This window comes from Pandoraea terrae, from assembly GCF_902459695.1.
Taxonomy (GTDB): Bacteria; Pseudomonadota; Gammaproteobacteria; order Burkholderiales; family Burkholderiaceae; genus Pandoraea; species Pandoraea terrae.
On sequence record NZ_CABPRZ010000005.1, the window covers coordinates 34,172 to 48,142 of the forward strand.

The window sequence follows — 13,971 nt, forward strand, 5'->3', positions numbered from 1 at the left end:
ACGGGGCAGGAGATACGGCCCATGACGGCTTCGCCCGATAATACGCCGCCCCGCGACAATCCTTTGTGGCGCTTGCCCGATGTCGCGGCCGCGCTGACCGACGCATCTGACGCCTGGTCGTCCGGCGCGGCGGCGGCGCTCGGCCCTTTGCGCCGCGCCAACCGGATGCTGCAGACCAGCGGCCACGCCGATTGGGCCTTGCAAGGCGAATGCCTGGTGCAGGCGATTGCAGAGGCGGCCTACGGTTCGTCGGCAAGCACCGACGCGCTGCGCAACGCCTTGCGCGAGTTCGAACGGGAGGTCTGGCGCGCCGGCGCGCCGCCGGCCGAGTCGGTGCGGGTCTGGCCCGGCGCCCCCACCGCCGGCGAGACAATGGCCGCAGGCTGGCCCCTGGCCCGCGCGCGCACTGGCCCCATGTCCGGCGCCGCTGCACCGTTGCGAGCTGGCGTGGAGCGCGCCCTGCTGCGCCTGCTGCGCGCCGACAGCGATGCCGCGCAGACAGCCGTCGCCCTCGGTCACCTGCATGACCTGGCATCGGACCTGCATCGTCTGGGCGGGAGCGCGCCGCTGGACTTCTGGCGGCTGGCGGCCGCCTGGCTGAGCCACCTTCGCACCTTGCCGGCGCCGCTGAGCCTGCACTCAAAGCGGCTTGCGGGCAAGATGAACCTCGTGTTGCGCCGCCAGTTGACACCCCCCGAGCCCCTCCCAGCCGGGCCCGAGGCGGCGCCCATCCCGGAGCGCACGGACGACCCTGGCCGCGACATGCTGCTATGTCTGGCCACCTGGCAGGCACAGGTGCCGTCGACCGGTCACGAGCGGCTGCTGGCCGACTTCGGCATTTTGCGGCGCAGCAATGTCTTGCCTCCTGCGCTCGCCGGGGCGGGCCTCGCCGAAGACAAACAGAATGCAGGCCTCAATCCGCATGACTGGCTGCGGTTTGGCCCTTTGGCCGTTCGCCTCGATGTTTGTCAGGCGTTTCTGAGTTTGGCGGACGAAGCGCTGCCGAATCTCTCCGATCCCGCTGTCGTCGCGCGGGTTGCGGATTACGCGGGCGCGATCGGCCTGGCGCCTGTGGCGCGCCTGGCCGCTGCGCTGGCGGCGACCGGCGAGCGGCTGGCCGCACACCCGGCGGCAAAGCCCGGCGGCCCGGCGGCGCTGGCGGTCGGCGTGAAGGCCTTGCGGGGCATGCTGCATCAGTTCGCGGCCGACGCGTATCCCGACACCCGGCCGGATCTCATCGCCGACCTGGGCCAATGGCGTGAAGGCGCGCTCGACGCCGCGGCGGTGTCCCGGCGTCTGGCGACCGGCGACGGCGATCCGTGCTAAAGTCATCTAAGGGGCAGCTGTCGTCGGCTGCCGATACCGGCGCCGGCGTGGCGCGAGCAATGGGAAGCCCGCGCCGGACGGCCACCAGGCTCTGATAAACTTGGCCCTATGCCGAACGATCGCATCAACCTTACGAATCAGTTTCTGATCGCCATGCCCGGCATGGCCGATCCCACTTTTTCCGGCACCGTCGTGTATCTGTGCGAACACAGTGAGCGCGGCGCCATCGGACTCGTCATCAACCGGCCGACCGATATCGATCTGCAATCGCTGTTCGACCGCCTCGACCTCAAGCTGGAAATCGAACCGCTCGTGCATCAGCCCGTCTTCTTTGGCGGTCCCGTGCAGACGGAGCGCGGATTCGTGCTGCACGAAGCGACCGGGACAACGTATAGCTCGTCGCTGTCGGTGCCGGGCGGCCTCGAGATGACCACGTCCAAGGATGTCCTCGAAGCCGTCGCCCATGGCGGCGGCCCGAGCCGCTTCTTGCTCACGCTCGGCCACTCCGGCTGGAGCGCCGGGCAGCTCGAAGACGAAATCAGCAAGAACGGCTGGCTGACTGTCGCCGCCGATCCGGGCATCGTCTTCGAAGTGCCGCCTGCCGAGCGCTTCGAAGCCGCGCTTGCGCTGCTCGGCATTTCGTCGAGCATGTTGTCGGCCGACGCGGGTCACGCATGACGGCTGGCAGTGCAACGGTGCTTGCCTTCGACTACGGCGAGCGCCGCATCGGCGTCGCCGTGGGCAACATGCTGCTGCGTGAGGCGCGCGCGCTGACCATCATCGCCAATACCAATCGCGACGTCCGTTTCGCCGAGACCGGCCGCGTCATCGCTGAATGGCAGCCCGAACTGATTGTCGTGGGCTTGCCGACGCATCCCGATGGCGCGCCGCATGCGATGACGCAGCAATGCAAACGTTTCGGCAACCAGGTCAACGGCCGTTTCGACGTGCCCGTCGTCTGGGTCGATGAACGCTACTCGTCGGTGGCTGCGGCAGCCGCACTCGCGCAAGCGGGTCAGGCGGGCGGCCCGCTCGATGCCGAGGCCGCGCGCATCATCCTGCAACAATACTTCGATGAAAATGCGTCCCACTGAAGCGCAAGCGCTGTCCGGCGCATGGCTCGCACCGATTCGCACGGCGCATGGCATCGCGCCGGAGGGTGCTGCATGATCAAGGGCCATCCGCAACTGACCCGAAACGGCGAGCTCAAGCATCTGCTGACCGTCGAAGGCCTGCCCCGGCAGGTCGTCACGCATATCCTCGATACCGCAGCGCAATTTGTCACCCCGGCCGAAGGCGGGGACGGCGAACTCGGGAAGGTCCCGCTGCTGCGCGGTAAATCGGTCTTCAATCTGTTCTTCGAAAACTCGACACGCACGCGCACGACCTTCGAGATCGCCGCGCAGCGCCTGTCGGCCGATGTCCAGAATCTGAATATCAATGCTTCGTCGACGAGCAAGGGCGAGTCGCTGCTCGACACAATCAACAACCTGTCGGCGATGCATGCGGACATGTTCGTGGTGCGTCATGCGGAATCGGGCGCCCCTTACCTGATCGCGCAGCACTGCCCGCCGCATGTGCATGTCATCAATGCGGGCGATGGACGTCACGCGCACCCTACGCAAGGGTTGCTCGACATGTACACGATCCGTCATTTCAAAAAGGATTTTACGAACCTGACGGTCGCGATCGTCGGTGACATTCTGCACTCGCGCGTGGCGCGTTCCGACATTCATGCGCTGACGACGCTCGGCGTACCGGAAGTGCGCGCCATCGGGCCGCGAACGTTGCTGCCCACCGGGCTCGAACATCTCGGCGTGCGCGTGTTCCACGACATGGACGAAGGTCTCAAAGGCGTCGATGTCGTGATCATGCTGCGCCTGCAAAACGAACGGATGAGCGGCGCGCTGCTGCCGTCGGCGGGCGAGTACTTCAAGTATTACGGCCTGACACCCGCCCGCCTCGCGCGGGCCAAGCCCGATGCGATCGTGATGCATCCGGGGCCGATGAATCGTGGTGTCGAGATCGATTCGGCCGTGGCTGACGGTCCGCAATCCGTGATTCTCAATCAGGTGACGTTCGGCATCGCCGTGCGCATGGCCGTGATGAGCATCGTGGCCGGCCACAACCACTGAATTCTCCATGAAAATCCATCTGCAAGGCGGGCGCGTGATCGATCCAGCCACCGGCGCCGATGCCGGGCAGGACCTGTTCATCGCCGCGGGCACGATCGTGGGCGTGGGGCAGGCGCCGTCCGATTTCACCGCGAACCGGATACTGGACGCGCGCGGACTTGCCGTGATGCCGGGGATCATCGATCTGGCCGTGCGCGGCGCGGCGCAAGGCCCGGAAGCGGCGGCTGCGCTGGCGGGCGGCGTCACGAGCGTCGTGTGCCCGCCGGATGCCCGGCCGGTGCTCGACGAACCCGAGCGGGTCGAAATGCTGCGCTATCGCGCGCGCCAACCGCATCAGGCGCACGTGTTGCCGCTGGGTGCGCTGACGGTCGGGCTCGCCGGCAAGGTCATCACCGAAATGGGCCAACTGATGGCCGCCGGCTGCGTCGGTCTGTCGCAAGGCAACGCGCCGATCGCGGACACGAAGACGCTCTTGCGCGCCTTGCTGTACGCGCACACCTACGGTTTCACGGTGTGGTTGCGTCCCCAGGATGCCGCGCTCTCGCAAGGCGGCGTCGCGGCGGACGGTGCCGTCGCATCGCGCCTCGGGCTGGCGGGCATTCCTGCAGCGGCCGAAACGATCGCACTGTTCACGATCCTCGAACTCGTGCGCGCGACGGGTGCACGCGTACACCTGTGCCGCCTGTCGACTGCGGCGGGTATCGCGCTCGTGCGCGCGGCGAAGACGGAAGGGTTGCCGGTGACGTGCGACGTTGGCGCCAACTATCTGCATCTGACCGACATGGACATCGGCTACTTCGACACCCAATGCCGGCTCGATCCGCCGCTGCGCGGCCAGCGCGACCGCGAAGCGATTCGTCAGGCAGTGCGCGACGGCACCGTCGATGCCGTCTGCTCCGATCACACACCGGTGACCGACGATGCCAAACTGCTGCCGTTCGGCGAGGCCAAGCCGGGGGCATCGGGGCTCGAACTGCTGCTGTCGCTGGTCCTCAAATGGGCCGACGAAGCGCGTGTGCCGCTGGTTTCGGCGCTGGCGCGCGTGACGACCGGACCGGCGGCGCTGCTGGGCCGTGCAGGTGCCGAAGCGGGGCGCATCGCCGTGGGCGCGCCGGCCGATCTGTGCCTGTTCGATCCGGCGGCGCATTGGAAGGTGGACGCGCATGTGTTGCGCAGCGGCGGCCGTAATACGCCGTTCCTTGGCTACGAACTCCCGGGGCGGGTGCGCGCGACGTTGGTCGGCGGGCATGTCGCCTTCGAACAATCTTGACCGTCAGGATGTCCCGACCGTGTTGCTGATCAGGAAGTTTCGAATCGCCGCGCATCTTGCGCGCGGCCTGCTCACCTGCCTGCTGCTGTTTCCTCGCTTGAGCGAAGCTCAGAAGCAGGCCCGTATCCAGGCGTGGTCGCGTCGGCTGCTGGCATTGTGCGGCATGCGTTTGGCGGTCGAAGCGGCCGCGCCGCTGGCGACGCAGACCCACCGTACCGGTGTGATGCTGCTGTGCAATCACGTGTCCTGGATCGACATTTTCGCGATCAACGCATGGCATCCCGTGCGCTTTGTCGCGAAGTCCGAGATTCGCGGCTGGCCGCTCGTCGGCTGGCTGGCTGCGCAAACCGGCACGATTTTCCTGCAGCGCGAGCGCCGCGCCGATGCGAAACGCATCATGCACTACCTGGCGGAATGTCTGCAGGGCGGCGAAATCATCACCGTGTTTCCGGAAGGCACCACGACCGACGGACGCAGTCTTCTGCCGTTTCACGCCAATCTGCTGCAGGCGCCGCTGGTCACCGGCACGCCGGTGCAGCCGCTGTGTCTTTTCTATACGGACGAGGCCAGCGGCGCGCAGACGATGGCGCCGGCCTATATTGGCGAGACGAGTCTCGTGGAGTCCATCGACATGATCCTGCGCGCGCCACCGATGGTGGTGCGCCTGGCGGTCGGTCCCGCATTGATGCCCGAGGCCGATCAGCACCGCCGCGAATTCGCATATGCGGCGCAGACTGCGGTCGGTGCGGCCCTGCAGGGATTTCTGCCGGAAGCCATGCTGCCGGAGATGTCGGGCAATGGCGCTACCGGGACGCGGCTGGCCGCGGCGTCGGAAGTGCCGGACGCCGACGACGCCGAGGCGGTCCGGATCTGATCAGCCTTGCGGCGCCGCCTTGGCGGTCTGTACCTTGGCGAACGGATCGCGCGACTGCCGGCAGTCGACCTGCAGGACTTCGCGATCTGCCGGATCGGCTGTCAGCTTGACGGCCGTGAGCTTGCCGCCCCACACGCAGCCCGTGTCGAGGCCGAGCAGATTCTCGCGCATCACGAACCCCAACGCCGACCAGTGCCCGAACACGACGGTGGTGTCGGCCGTCTTGCGCCCGGGGGCGTCGAACCAGGGTGCGAAGCCCGGCGGCGCGGCGTCGGCGCCTTCCTTGATCTTGAAGTCCATGCGTCCGTCAGCGGTGCAGAAGCGCAGCCGCGTGAGCGCGTTGATGGTCAGTCGATGGCGGTCTTCGTCGACGAGATGGTCTTGCCATTGATCCGGCTGGTTGCCGAACATGCGGCCGAGGAAGGCCTTCCAGTCGGGGCCGCGCAGGGCGTTCTCGACGTCCCGCGCCAGGGTAACGGTCTGCGCGGCCGTCCATTGCGGCACAACGCCCGCGTGCACCATCAGATATCCGCGCGCGTAGTGCGCGAGCGGCCGGTGACGGACCCAGTCGATCAGCACGTCCCGGTCGGGCGCCATGAGGATGTCGTCGATGGTGTCGGACGCATGCGTCAAACGCACGCCGGCGGCGACAGCCAGAAGGTGCAGGTCGTGGTTGCCGAGCACGACGGTCGCCCGCGAACCGAGCGACATGACGTGGCGCAGGGTGCCGACCGAATCGGGACCGCGGTTGACGAGATCGCCGGGAAGCCACACGTCCGCATCAGCGGGCAGGCGGGCGATCAGCGTTTCCAGGGAAGTCAGGCAACCCTGCAGGTCGCCGATGGCGTAAGTCGTACGCATCTCTCTGATTGGTGCCGTCTTGTCATGTCGGGGCGGACACCGCACGGATGCCGCCATGAGGTTATTTCTTGTAGATCAGCCAGCGCGGCGCCTTGAAGCGCACGATACGCAGATACAGCCAGACGTACATCACCATGAAGGCCACGCAACCGCCTGCGAGAACCCACGTGTGCCGCCAGAACACCGTCGCCGGAATCACTGCCAACAAGCATAACAGCCAAAGGTAGGGCGAAGTCAGGGAATTGCGCTGCGTGAGGGCGCTGGCGGTGCGTGCGCCGACTGCCCAGCGCATCAGGCGCTTGTAGACGAGCATGTGCAGATGCACCCCGTCGGGGATGCCGGGTGACATGCCGCGCACGAAACGCTTGCGGTAAATCGAGAAACAGACCTCAAACACAGGGTAGATGACCATCAGGGCCGGATACCAGGGCGACACTTGCGGGTTGCGCATGACGAGCAGGATCGACACTTCCGCGAGCATGAATCCCACGAAATACGCGCCGCCGTCGCCAAGGAAGATCAGTCCGCCCGGAAAATTCAGGATGAAGAAGCCGAGCATCGCGCCGATCATGATCATCGACGTCGTCAGCACGACCGGGTCCTGCACCTGAAAGCCGACGTAGCCGAGCGAGGCGAACATCATCACCGCGACCATCGCCGCGAGGCCGTTGAACCCGTCGATGATGTTGATCGCGTTGGCCATGCCGGCGGTGCACAGGACGGTCAGCGCGACCGATACCGTCGTGACGGTCAGGAGCTTGTCGAGCAAGCCGATGTCGATACGGGAAATGTGAATGCCGAGCGCCGCGTAGGCGAACACCGCTGCGACCATGGTTGCCAGCAGGCGTGCGCGCGGCGACACGCGTTTCGTCACGTCTTCCAGGAAGCCGCTGGCGAACGCCGGCAAGCCGCAAGCGGTGAGCAACAGGATGCTGCGCGCGACCGCGGGATAGCGGGGCGCCAGCGCCACGGCAGCCACGATCAGTCCGAGCAGGATGCCGACGCCGCCGACGCGCGGTACCGGACGGGCATGGAATTTCTGGACTCCCGCGATATCGCTGTCGCCGGAAAAGCGCGCATGGACATGCGCGTAGCGGACAATCAGCAGGGTCGCGATGAACGAGACCACGAAGGCGATGACGAGACTGAGCATGGCTGGGTGGTGCGGCTGGCGCCGGCAGGGGCGCCGGTAAAAATCAGGACGAAGGGTATCAGGCAACCGTGGCCAGAATCCGGAAATACTGCGCGATTACCACGCGCTCATCGAATTCGCGCGCTACTTTAGCACGCCCCGCCTCGCCCATGCGCTGGAGTGCGTCGGCGGGCCGGCCGGCCACGTCGCGCATGCGGTCCGTCAACGCGGCGCCGTCGCGCACCGGCACCTGCCAGCCGGTCACGCCGTCGTCGACGACATCGCGGCAACCGGGCGCGTCGCTCGCGATTACCGGACGGCACAGCGCACCGGCCTCCAGCAAGGTGCGCGGCAGTCCTTCGCGATATGACGGCAGCACGATGCAATGCGCCTGTGCCATCAGCGGCCGCACGTCCGGCGTCGTGCCGAGATATTCGATAATGCCTTCGCGCTGCCAGGCATCGACTTCCTCGCGCGTGACCGCCGTCGGGTTGGCGACGTCGGCCGGCCCGAGGATCTGGCACGTAACGTTCGGCATTTCGCGTTTGAGTGCACGCGCGGCCTCGACATACTCCAGCACGCCCTTGTCGCGCAGCAGGCGGCAGATCAGCAGGAAACGGAAGGCCGTCGGCCCGTCGGGGGCCCCGTTGGCGGCTGGCACTGCCGGCGGCCACGGCGCTGCGGCGAAATGCGCCAGATCGACACCTTCGCCGGGCAACAGCCGCGTCTTGTGAAGCGCCACGAGCCCGCCGTCGACGAAGGCGCGATGGTCTTCCGGATTGAGGAACCAGTTCTCGCGGGTATGACGGAAGGCGTAGCGGTACAGGCCGCGCGCGATGCGGGTCGTGAGCGAATCGTTGATGAACACGTAGCCCAGTCCGGTCGTCACGGAGATCGCCGGGATGCCCGCCCAATGGGCGGCGATCGAGCCGTAAATGTTCGGCTTGATGGTGTAATGCAAGATGACAGCAGGACGCAGGCGCCGGTACAGACGATACAGGCGGCCGGTCAGCGCCAGATCCTGCAACGGATTCGTGCCCTTGGCCGCCATCGGCATCAGGTGCACCACGCACCCCATGGCGCGCAACGGTTCGGCGAATTCGTCGTCGGGCGCCGCCACGTGCACGGGGTGGCCGGCGGCAAGCATGGCCGCGATCGGACCGCGCCGGAAGTTATAGATCGACCAGAACGTATTGGAACACAGGAGAACGGGACGGCTGTCGGTCATGGTGCGGGGGGGTGGCGTTGAAGGACGCGGTCGTAGCACGCCAGCCAGCGTGCCACGATCGCCTCCAGCGAATAGTGGGCGTCGATGCGGGCGCGATTCGCGCTGGCGATTTGGGCGCGTGCTTGCCGGTCGAGGGCGAGCCCGGCCTCGATCGCGCCGGCCAGTGCGGCGTCGTCGCCGATGGGCACGAGCCCCGCGGATGCGGTCTCGCCGACCAGTTCGCGCACGCCGCCGCAGTCGGTCGATGCAATCGGCAGTCCCGCCGCCATCGCTTCGCCGATCACGAGCGGCAGGCCTTCCCATGCGGACGACATCACGAAGACGTCGGCGGCGCAGAGCAGGCCGGGGATGTCGTCGCGGCGGCCGAGCAGCGTCACGGCGGCCCGCAGGCCGAGGGTGTCGATCTGTGCGTCAAGTGTGTCGTGCAGCGTGCCCGCGCCTGCGATGAACAGTCGTGCTGCGGGGCGCGCGCCGCGCACCCGGGCAAAGGCGCGCAGCAGCGTCGGGTAGTCCTTGGCCGGGACGAGGCGGCCGGTGGCGAGGGCCACCGGCGTGACATCCGTCACGCCAAGGGTGGCGCGCAAGCGTTGGCGCGCCCCGTCGTCCGGCCGGAAGCGTCCTGTATCAATCCCGTTGGGCATAGCGACGATGCGCCGCGCAGGAGCCGCGTGAGCCGCCACAAATGCGGCGACGGCGTCGTCGCTGACGTTCGTTGTCACGTCGGCCAGACGGTCGGTGAGCCGGTACGCGAGCATCCAGTGTCTGCCACCTTCGTTGCGGCTGTGCGCGCTGCAGATCAACGCTGGCAGTGGCGTGAGCAGGCGTGCCAGACGTGTCATCAGGTTGGCGTGCACCATATGGCTATGCACGACGTCGGGCCGGATGCGCCGCAGATGGCCGGCCAACCGCCACAAGGCGCGCATCAGCGAAACCGGCGATTTCGCGGCACGGAGTTCGATGAGGCGAAAGCGCGCGTCGTCGGGCAGACGAATGGCGCAGTCGCCTGTCAGCGAGATCAGTGTGACGTCGTGGCCGCGCGAAAGGAAGCCGCGCGTCAGGTCGGCGACCTGCGTTTCCGCGCCGCCCAGCTGCAATCCGGTGACAACCAGGGCGATCCTCACGGGCGGCCTCCGCCGGCGAGCAGCGGTTCCCACAGGGCGGCGATGGCGTCCGGCGTGAAACGGCGCGCGTGCACGAATCCTGCACGCCCGAATTGTTCGCGAAGGTCGTGCGAGCCGATGAACCGGCGCAATCCCGCCGCGAGCGCGTCGACGTCGCCAGCGGGGGCGATCAGGCTGTCGACGCCATCCGTCAGCAAACTGCGCGGTCCGGCATCGGCCGCAAATGCCACGATCGGCAGTCCGAACGCCTGGGCCTCGATCAGGACCAGTCCGAAGCTTTCCTGCCGCGACGAAAGGCAATAGACCGAAGCCGACGCGTAATGGGTGGCAATGTCGCTTGTCGCCGGGATGAAATCGACGCGATCGGCGATACCGTCGTCGCGCGCCTGATCGCGCAGGACGGTGTCCATCGGCCCGTCCCCCACGATGCGTAAGCGCCAACCGGGCGCGTCGGGCGCAACTTGCGTCCAGGCACGCAGCAGCAGGTCGAACCCTTTGGCAACGACCAGCCGGCCCACGGCGAGGACAACGGGGGCATCCAGCGTGTTTCGGACCGGCGGCGGACTGATGCCCAGTGGATTCGGAATCGTCACAATATTGGCCCGGGCGCGCGGATGATGACGACGCCACGCCCGAGTGTCGTCGTCCGTCAGCGTCACGACGGCATCGGCGCGCGCTGCCGCAAGGCGTCGGGCGTAGCGGCGCGATTTGCGCCCCAGGTCGCTCGCGTAGGTGCTGTGTTCCCACGCGATGCGCCGCACCGGCAGGCCGAAGGTTGCGGGCTCGGTGAACCACGCGAGCATCGGGTCGACGTCGACGAGGGTGCCGATGGCGTGCTCGCGCAGATAGCGCCGGATGCCGCAAACGGTTGCGGCGAAATGGCGCTTGAACGACACGCGGGCATCGAACAATGCGTGATGCGTGACGCCTGGCGCGAGCGGGAACACGGGCGTGCGGCCCCATTGCGCGAGGATGTGCACGCGATGGCCGCGCGCTGCGAGCGCATTGGCGAGCGTGGCGGTGGCGCGCTCGGCCCCGGCGAAGGCCGAGAGGGTGCCAGTCAGGAAACAGATGGGCGGCAGCGTCATGGCGTCAGTCCCGTACAAGCAGCCAGACGCCGAGCACGAGCGCGGCGGCATAGCCCGCGCCATAGCCCAGTACACCGGCAAGCGCACCAATATGCGGCGCGAGCGAGTAGACCGTCACGAATGCGGCCAGCGCGGCGCATGTCCATTTCGCGATGACCCAGCGTCCGGCGCCACGGCGCACCAGCGCCAGGTTGAGCGCCGCGTCGGCGAAGACGAGGATGCCGAACAGGGCGGACACGCGCAGGATTTGCGCCGCGCCGGTGAATGCCTGCCCGTAAATCAGATGGACGATGAGCGGCGCGCATAGCGCGATCGGCACACCCAGGCAGGCGCCGGCAGCGATCATCAGCCACGTCGCGCGCCACGTATTGCGCCGCGCTTGCCCGGCCGTTGTCGTCTGGAAAATCAGTTGCGGTGCGAGCGAATTGGCAATGATCGGTGCGACCAGCACGAAGTTTTCCGTCACCTGCATGGCAGCGGCATACGCCCCCAGTTCCGAGAGCGGGATAAGGGGCTTGAGCACGAGTTGATCGATCCGTTTGAAGATCATCATCAGCAGCAGGCCCGCCCAGAACGCCATGCCGGTGTGCAGCAATTCGCGCAGCAGCAACGGATCCCACCGGATGGGCGCGATTGGCACGCGCCGCTGGTAATAGATCATGAGCAACGCGGCCGCGACGATGGCCTCGACGGCATAGGCCATCGCAAACGCAACCAGCGGCGCCTGCAGCCAGAACAGCGTGCCGATCAGCGCCAGCTTGACGAACAGCGCACTCAGATTGGCCTTGACGCTGGGCCGGTTGAATGTGCGCGCCTGCAGCCACGCGATGACGATGCCGAACGGCTCGCGAAACAACAGTCCGACGCCCAGCCAGAGCACGACGCCGTGCAGCGCGGGCTCGGTGGCGAGGAGGATGTAGACGGCAAGGGCGGCATAGGCGAGGACGGCACCGCCCAGGCGCAGCACGAACGCGTGCGCCATGACATGCTGCTGGGCGCCCTCGGTGCAGCCGACGAGCCGGGGCACGACGACCTCCGAGCCGCACAGCAGCGTGAGCGCGGCGGCGAGGAAGACCAGCGACTGGCCATACTGGAAAAGTCCGAACTGGGCGGCGCCGAGACTGCGGGCCAGCAGTCCCGAGACAAGAATGCCGCCAACGATCTGCGAGCCGCGCTCGGTCAGCATCCAGAGGATGTTGCGAAGGATGTTCCGGTAAGGCATGTATTCGCGCGGGTCGGCGTGAACCTTGGGTATCAGATAAACGAAACCGGTCCAGGGGACCGGTAGCATGGGGCGTCTCGATGCGGTGGCCCCGCAGTGGGTGCATGCGGCAGGCATTCGGGACTTCTTTATAATTGTAACGTAACGTGGCATCGGCCGGCCGAGCGGGTAAGGTGGTGGGTCCACCGGTCGCAAACGCCTTGGCGCCTGTGAACAGGCCCTGGCGCATGGCGATCCGCCACGCTGCCACCGTATTCATTCAAGAGAGTTATTGCCTATGACGTATCGCGCCGCCCCATCGCCCGCCATTTTCAAGGCCTACGACATTCGCGGCATCGTCGGAACGACGCTGGATGCGAACGTGGCCCGCCAGATCGGTCTGGCGTTCGGCACCCACGTACGGCGCGAGGGCGGCAATGCGGTTGTCGTCGGCCGTGACGGCCGCCTCTCCGGCCCCGAACTGATCGGCGCCCTGGCTGACGGCCTGCGTGCCTCGGGCGTTGACGTTGTCGATATCGGCATGGTGGCGACGCCGATGGTCTACTTCGCAACGCAGGTCTCGCTTGACGGCCGCCAGGTCGACTCCGGCATCATGGTCACGGGCAGCCATAATCCGCCCGACTACAACGGCTTCAAGATGGTGCTGCGCGGCCGCGCGATCTATGGTGACGCCATTGCCGCGTTGCGCAAGACCATCGTCGACCAGGATTTCGAGCGCGGCGAGGGGGCATATCTGGCGACCACCATCGCCGACGCCTATCAAGCGCGCATCACCGCTGACGTCAAACTGGCGCGTCCGCTCAAGATCGCCCTGGACTGCGGCAACGGTGTCGCCGGCGCCTTCGCGCCGCAACTGTTCCGCGCCCTTGGCTGCGAGGTCACGGAATTGTTTTGCGAGGTCGACGGCACATTTCCGAACCATCACCCCGATCCTGCCCATCCGGAAAACCTGCAGGATCTGATCGAATGCCTGCGCACGACCGATGCCGAACTGGGTCTCGCCTTCGACGGCGACGGCGATCGTCTTGGCGTAGTCACGAAGGACGGGCAGATCATCTATCCGGACCGTCAGCTGATGTTGTTCGCGGCCGAAGTGCTGGGCCGCAATCCGGGCGAGACAATCATTTACGACGTCAAATGCACGCGCAACCTGGCCGCCTGGGTCAGCGCGCACGGCGGCCGCCCGCTCATGTGGAAGACGGGCCACTCGCTCGTGAAGGCCAAGCTCAAGGAGACGGGCGCGCCGCTGGCCGGCGAGATGAGCGGCCATATCTTTTTCAAGGACCGGTGGTACGGCTTTGACGACGGCCTTTACACGGGCGCCCGCCTGCTGGAAATCCTGGCCCGCGCGGACGATCCGTCGGCGGTGCTGGGCGCGCTGCCGGACTCGCTGTCGACACCGGAACTACAGATTCAATGCGCCGAGGGCGAGAACTTCACGCTGATCGACCGGCTGCGCGCCACGGCCAGCTTCAATGGCGCAGGGAACGTGGTGACGATTGACGGCCTGCGGGTCGAATATGCCGACGGCTTCGGTCTGGCGCGTGCGTCCAACACGACGCCGGTCGTGGTGTTGCGCTTCGAAGCGGATAACGAGGCGGCCATCCGGCGTATCCAGGACGCGTTCCGCGACGCCATCCTGACCGTCAAGCCGGACGCTGCGCTGCCGTTCTGACCACCCCAATTCGTGCGGGCAGGCACGGGCGGGGTAAAA

General features: G+C 66.9%; 13 protein-coding genes. 7 read left to right on the forward strand and 6 right to left on the reverse strand.

Translation table 11 applies throughout. The annotated features are described in order from the left end of the window. The first annotated feature begins 21 nt into the window (after window positions 1-21). The 6 genes from PTE30175_RS07205 to PTE30175_RS07230 all read left to right on the forward strand — a co-directional run bounded on the left by PTE30175_RS07205 (window position 22) and on the right by PTE30175_RS07230 (window position 5,605). Entirely contained in the window at window positions 22-1,326 is a 1,305-nt protein-coding gene (locus PTE30175_RS07205) for a FimL-related protein (protein ID WP_150696396.1), read from the forward strand. Window positions 1,327-1,434: 108 nt separating this feature from the next. Then, window positions 1,435-2,004 carry a YqgE/AlgH family protein gene (locus PTE30175_RS07210; protein ID WP_150696397.1) on the forward strand — a complete coding sequence of 190 codons (570 nt, stop codon included), beginning with the start codon at window positions 1,435-1,437 and terminating at the stop codon, window positions 2,002-2,004. Beyond that, window positions 2,001-2,420: a Holliday junction resolvase RuvX gene (ruvX, locus tag PTE30175_RS07215; RefSeq protein ID WP_150696398.1), complete on the forward strand. Its 420-nt coding sequence runs from the start codon at window positions 2,001-2,003 to the stop codon at window positions 2,418-2,420. Before PTE30175_RS07210 ends, ruvX begins: the two co-directional genes overlap by 4 nt. A 72-nt stretch (window positions 2,421-2,492) precedes the next feature. Beyond that, the gene (locus tag PTE30175_RS07220; protein ID WP_191628891.1) at window positions 2,493-3,461 is read left to right on the forward strand and encodes an aspartate carbamoyltransferase catalytic subunit; all 969 of its coding nucleotides are present in this window, start codon (window positions 2,493-2,495) and stop codon (window positions 3,459-3,461) included. Between the two features lie 7 nt (window positions 3,462-3,468). Continuing rightward, on the forward strand, window positions 3,469-4,731 hold the full coding sequence (locus PTE30175_RS07225; RefSeq protein ID WP_150696400.1) for a dihydroorotase: 1,263 nt from the start codon (window positions 3,469-3,471) through the stop codon (window positions 4,729-4,731). Next, the gene (locus PTE30175_RS07230) at window positions 4,709-5,605 is read left to right on the forward strand and encodes a lysophospholipid acyltransferase family protein (RefSeq protein WP_150696401.1); all 897 of its coding nucleotides are present in this window, start codon (window positions 4,709-4,711) and stop codon (window positions 5,603-5,605) included. The genes PTE30175_RS07225 and PTE30175_RS07230 overlap by 23 nt, the downstream gene beginning before the upstream one ends. On the opposite strand, the gene PTE30175_RS07235 is transcribed toward PTE30175_RS07230, so the two are convergent. From PTE30175_RS07235 to PTE30175_RS07260, 6 genes are all read right to left on the reverse strand, one after another. Continuing rightward, entirely contained in the window at window positions 5,606-6,466 is an 861-nt protein-coding gene (locus PTE30175_RS07235; protein ID WP_150696402.1) for a symmetrical bis(5'-nucleosyl)-tetraphosphatase, read from the reverse strand. A gap of 61 nt (window positions 6,467-6,527) precedes the next feature. Continuing rightward, complete coding sequence (locus PTE30175_RS07240) at window positions 6,528-7,619, reverse strand: MraY family glycosyltransferase (RefSeq protein WP_150696403.1); 1,092 nt, start codon at window positions 7,617-7,619, stop codon at window positions 6,528-6,530. A 58-nt stretch (window positions 7,620-7,677) separates the two neighbouring features. Then, entirely contained in the window at window positions 7,678-8,826 is a 1,149-nt protein-coding gene (locus tag PTE30175_RS07245; protein ID WP_150696404.1) for a glycosyltransferase family 4 protein, read from the reverse strand. Next, on the reverse strand, window positions 8,823-9,947 hold the full coding sequence (locus PTE30175_RS07250; RefSeq protein ID WP_191628893.1) for a glycosyltransferase: 1,125 nt from the start codon (window positions 9,945-9,947) through the stop codon (window positions 8,823-8,825). The genes PTE30175_RS07245 and PTE30175_RS07250 overlap by 4 nt, the downstream gene beginning before the upstream one ends. Then, the gene (locus PTE30175_RS07255) at window positions 9,944-11,035 is read right to left on the reverse strand and encodes a glycosyltransferase family 4 protein (RefSeq protein WP_150696406.1); all 1,092 of its coding nucleotides are present in this window, start codon (window positions 11,033-11,035) and stop codon (window positions 9,944-9,946) included. The genes PTE30175_RS07250 and PTE30175_RS07255 overlap by 4 nt, the downstream gene beginning before the upstream one ends. A 4-nt stretch (window positions 11,036-11,039) precedes the next feature. Continuing rightward, on the reverse strand, window positions 11,040-12,326 hold the full coding sequence (locus PTE30175_RS07260) for an oligosaccharide flippase family protein (RefSeq protein ID WP_191628895.1): 1,287 nt from the start codon (window positions 12,324-12,326) through the stop codon (window positions 11,040-11,042). Between the two features lie 208 nt (window positions 12,327-12,534). Here PTE30175_RS07260 and PTE30175_RS07265 point away from each other — a divergent pair, with 208 nt between their 5' ends. Continuing rightward, window positions 12,535-13,932 carry a phosphomannomutase/phosphoglucomutase gene (locus PTE30175_RS07265; RefSeq protein ID WP_150696408.1) on the forward strand — a complete coding sequence of 466 codons (1,398 nt, stop codon included), beginning with the start codon at window positions 12,535-12,537 and terminating at the stop codon, window positions 13,930-13,932. Window positions 13,933-13,971: the final 39 nt, after the last annotated feature.

What these genes read in the sequence shown, in the direction of transcription:
- PTE30175_RS07205 (WP_150696396.1), top strand. Translation starts at nt 22, where the DNA reads ATGACGGCTTCGCCCGATAATACGCCGCCCCGCGACAATCCTTTGTGG.
- PTE30175_RS07210 (WP_150696397.1), top strand. Translation starts at nt 1,435, where the DNA reads ATGCCGAACGATCGCATCAACCTTACGAATCAGTTTCTGATCGCCATG.
- ruvX (WP_150696398.1), top strand. Translation starts at nt 2,001, where the DNA reads ATGACGGCTGGCAGTGCAACGGTGCTTGCCTTCGACTACGGCGAGCGC.
- PTE30175_RS07220 (WP_191628891.1), top strand. Translation starts at nt 2,493, where the DNA reads ATGATCAAGGGCCATCCGCAACTGACCCGAAACGGCGAGCTCAAGCAT.
- PTE30175_RS07225 (WP_150696400.1), top strand. Translation starts at nt 3,469, where the DNA reads ATGAAAATCCATCTGCAAGGCGGGCGCGTGATCGATCCAGCCACCGGC.
- PTE30175_RS07230 (WP_150696401.1), top strand. Translation starts at nt 4,709, where the DNA reads ATGTCGCCTTCGAACAATCTTGACCGTCAGGATGTCCCGACCGTGTTG.
- PTE30175_RS07235 (WP_150696402.1), bottom strand. Translation starts at nt 6,466, where the DNA reads ATGCGTACGACTTACGCCATCGGCGACCTGCAGGGTTGCCTGACTTCC.
- PTE30175_RS07240 (WP_150696403.1), bottom strand. Translation starts at nt 7,619, where the DNA reads ATGCTCAGTCTCGTCATCGCCTTCGTGGTCTCGTTCATCGCGACCCTG.
- PTE30175_RS07245 (WP_150696404.1), bottom strand. Translation starts at nt 8,826, where the DNA reads ATGACCGACAGCCGTCCCGTTCTCCTGTGTTCCAATACGTTCTGGTCG.
- PTE30175_RS07255 (WP_150696406.1), bottom strand. Translation starts at nt 11,035, where the DNA reads ATGACGCTGCCGCCCATCTGTTTCCTGACTGGCACCCTCTCGGCCTTC.
- PTE30175_RS07260 (WP_191628895.1), bottom strand. Translation starts at nt 12,326, where the DNA reads ATGCTACCGGTCCCCTGGACCGGTTTCGTTTATCTGATACCCAAGGTT.
- PTE30175_RS07265 (WP_150696408.1), top strand. Translation starts at nt 12,535, where the DNA reads ATGACGTATCGCGCCGCCCCATCGCCCGCCATTTTCAAGGCCTACGAC.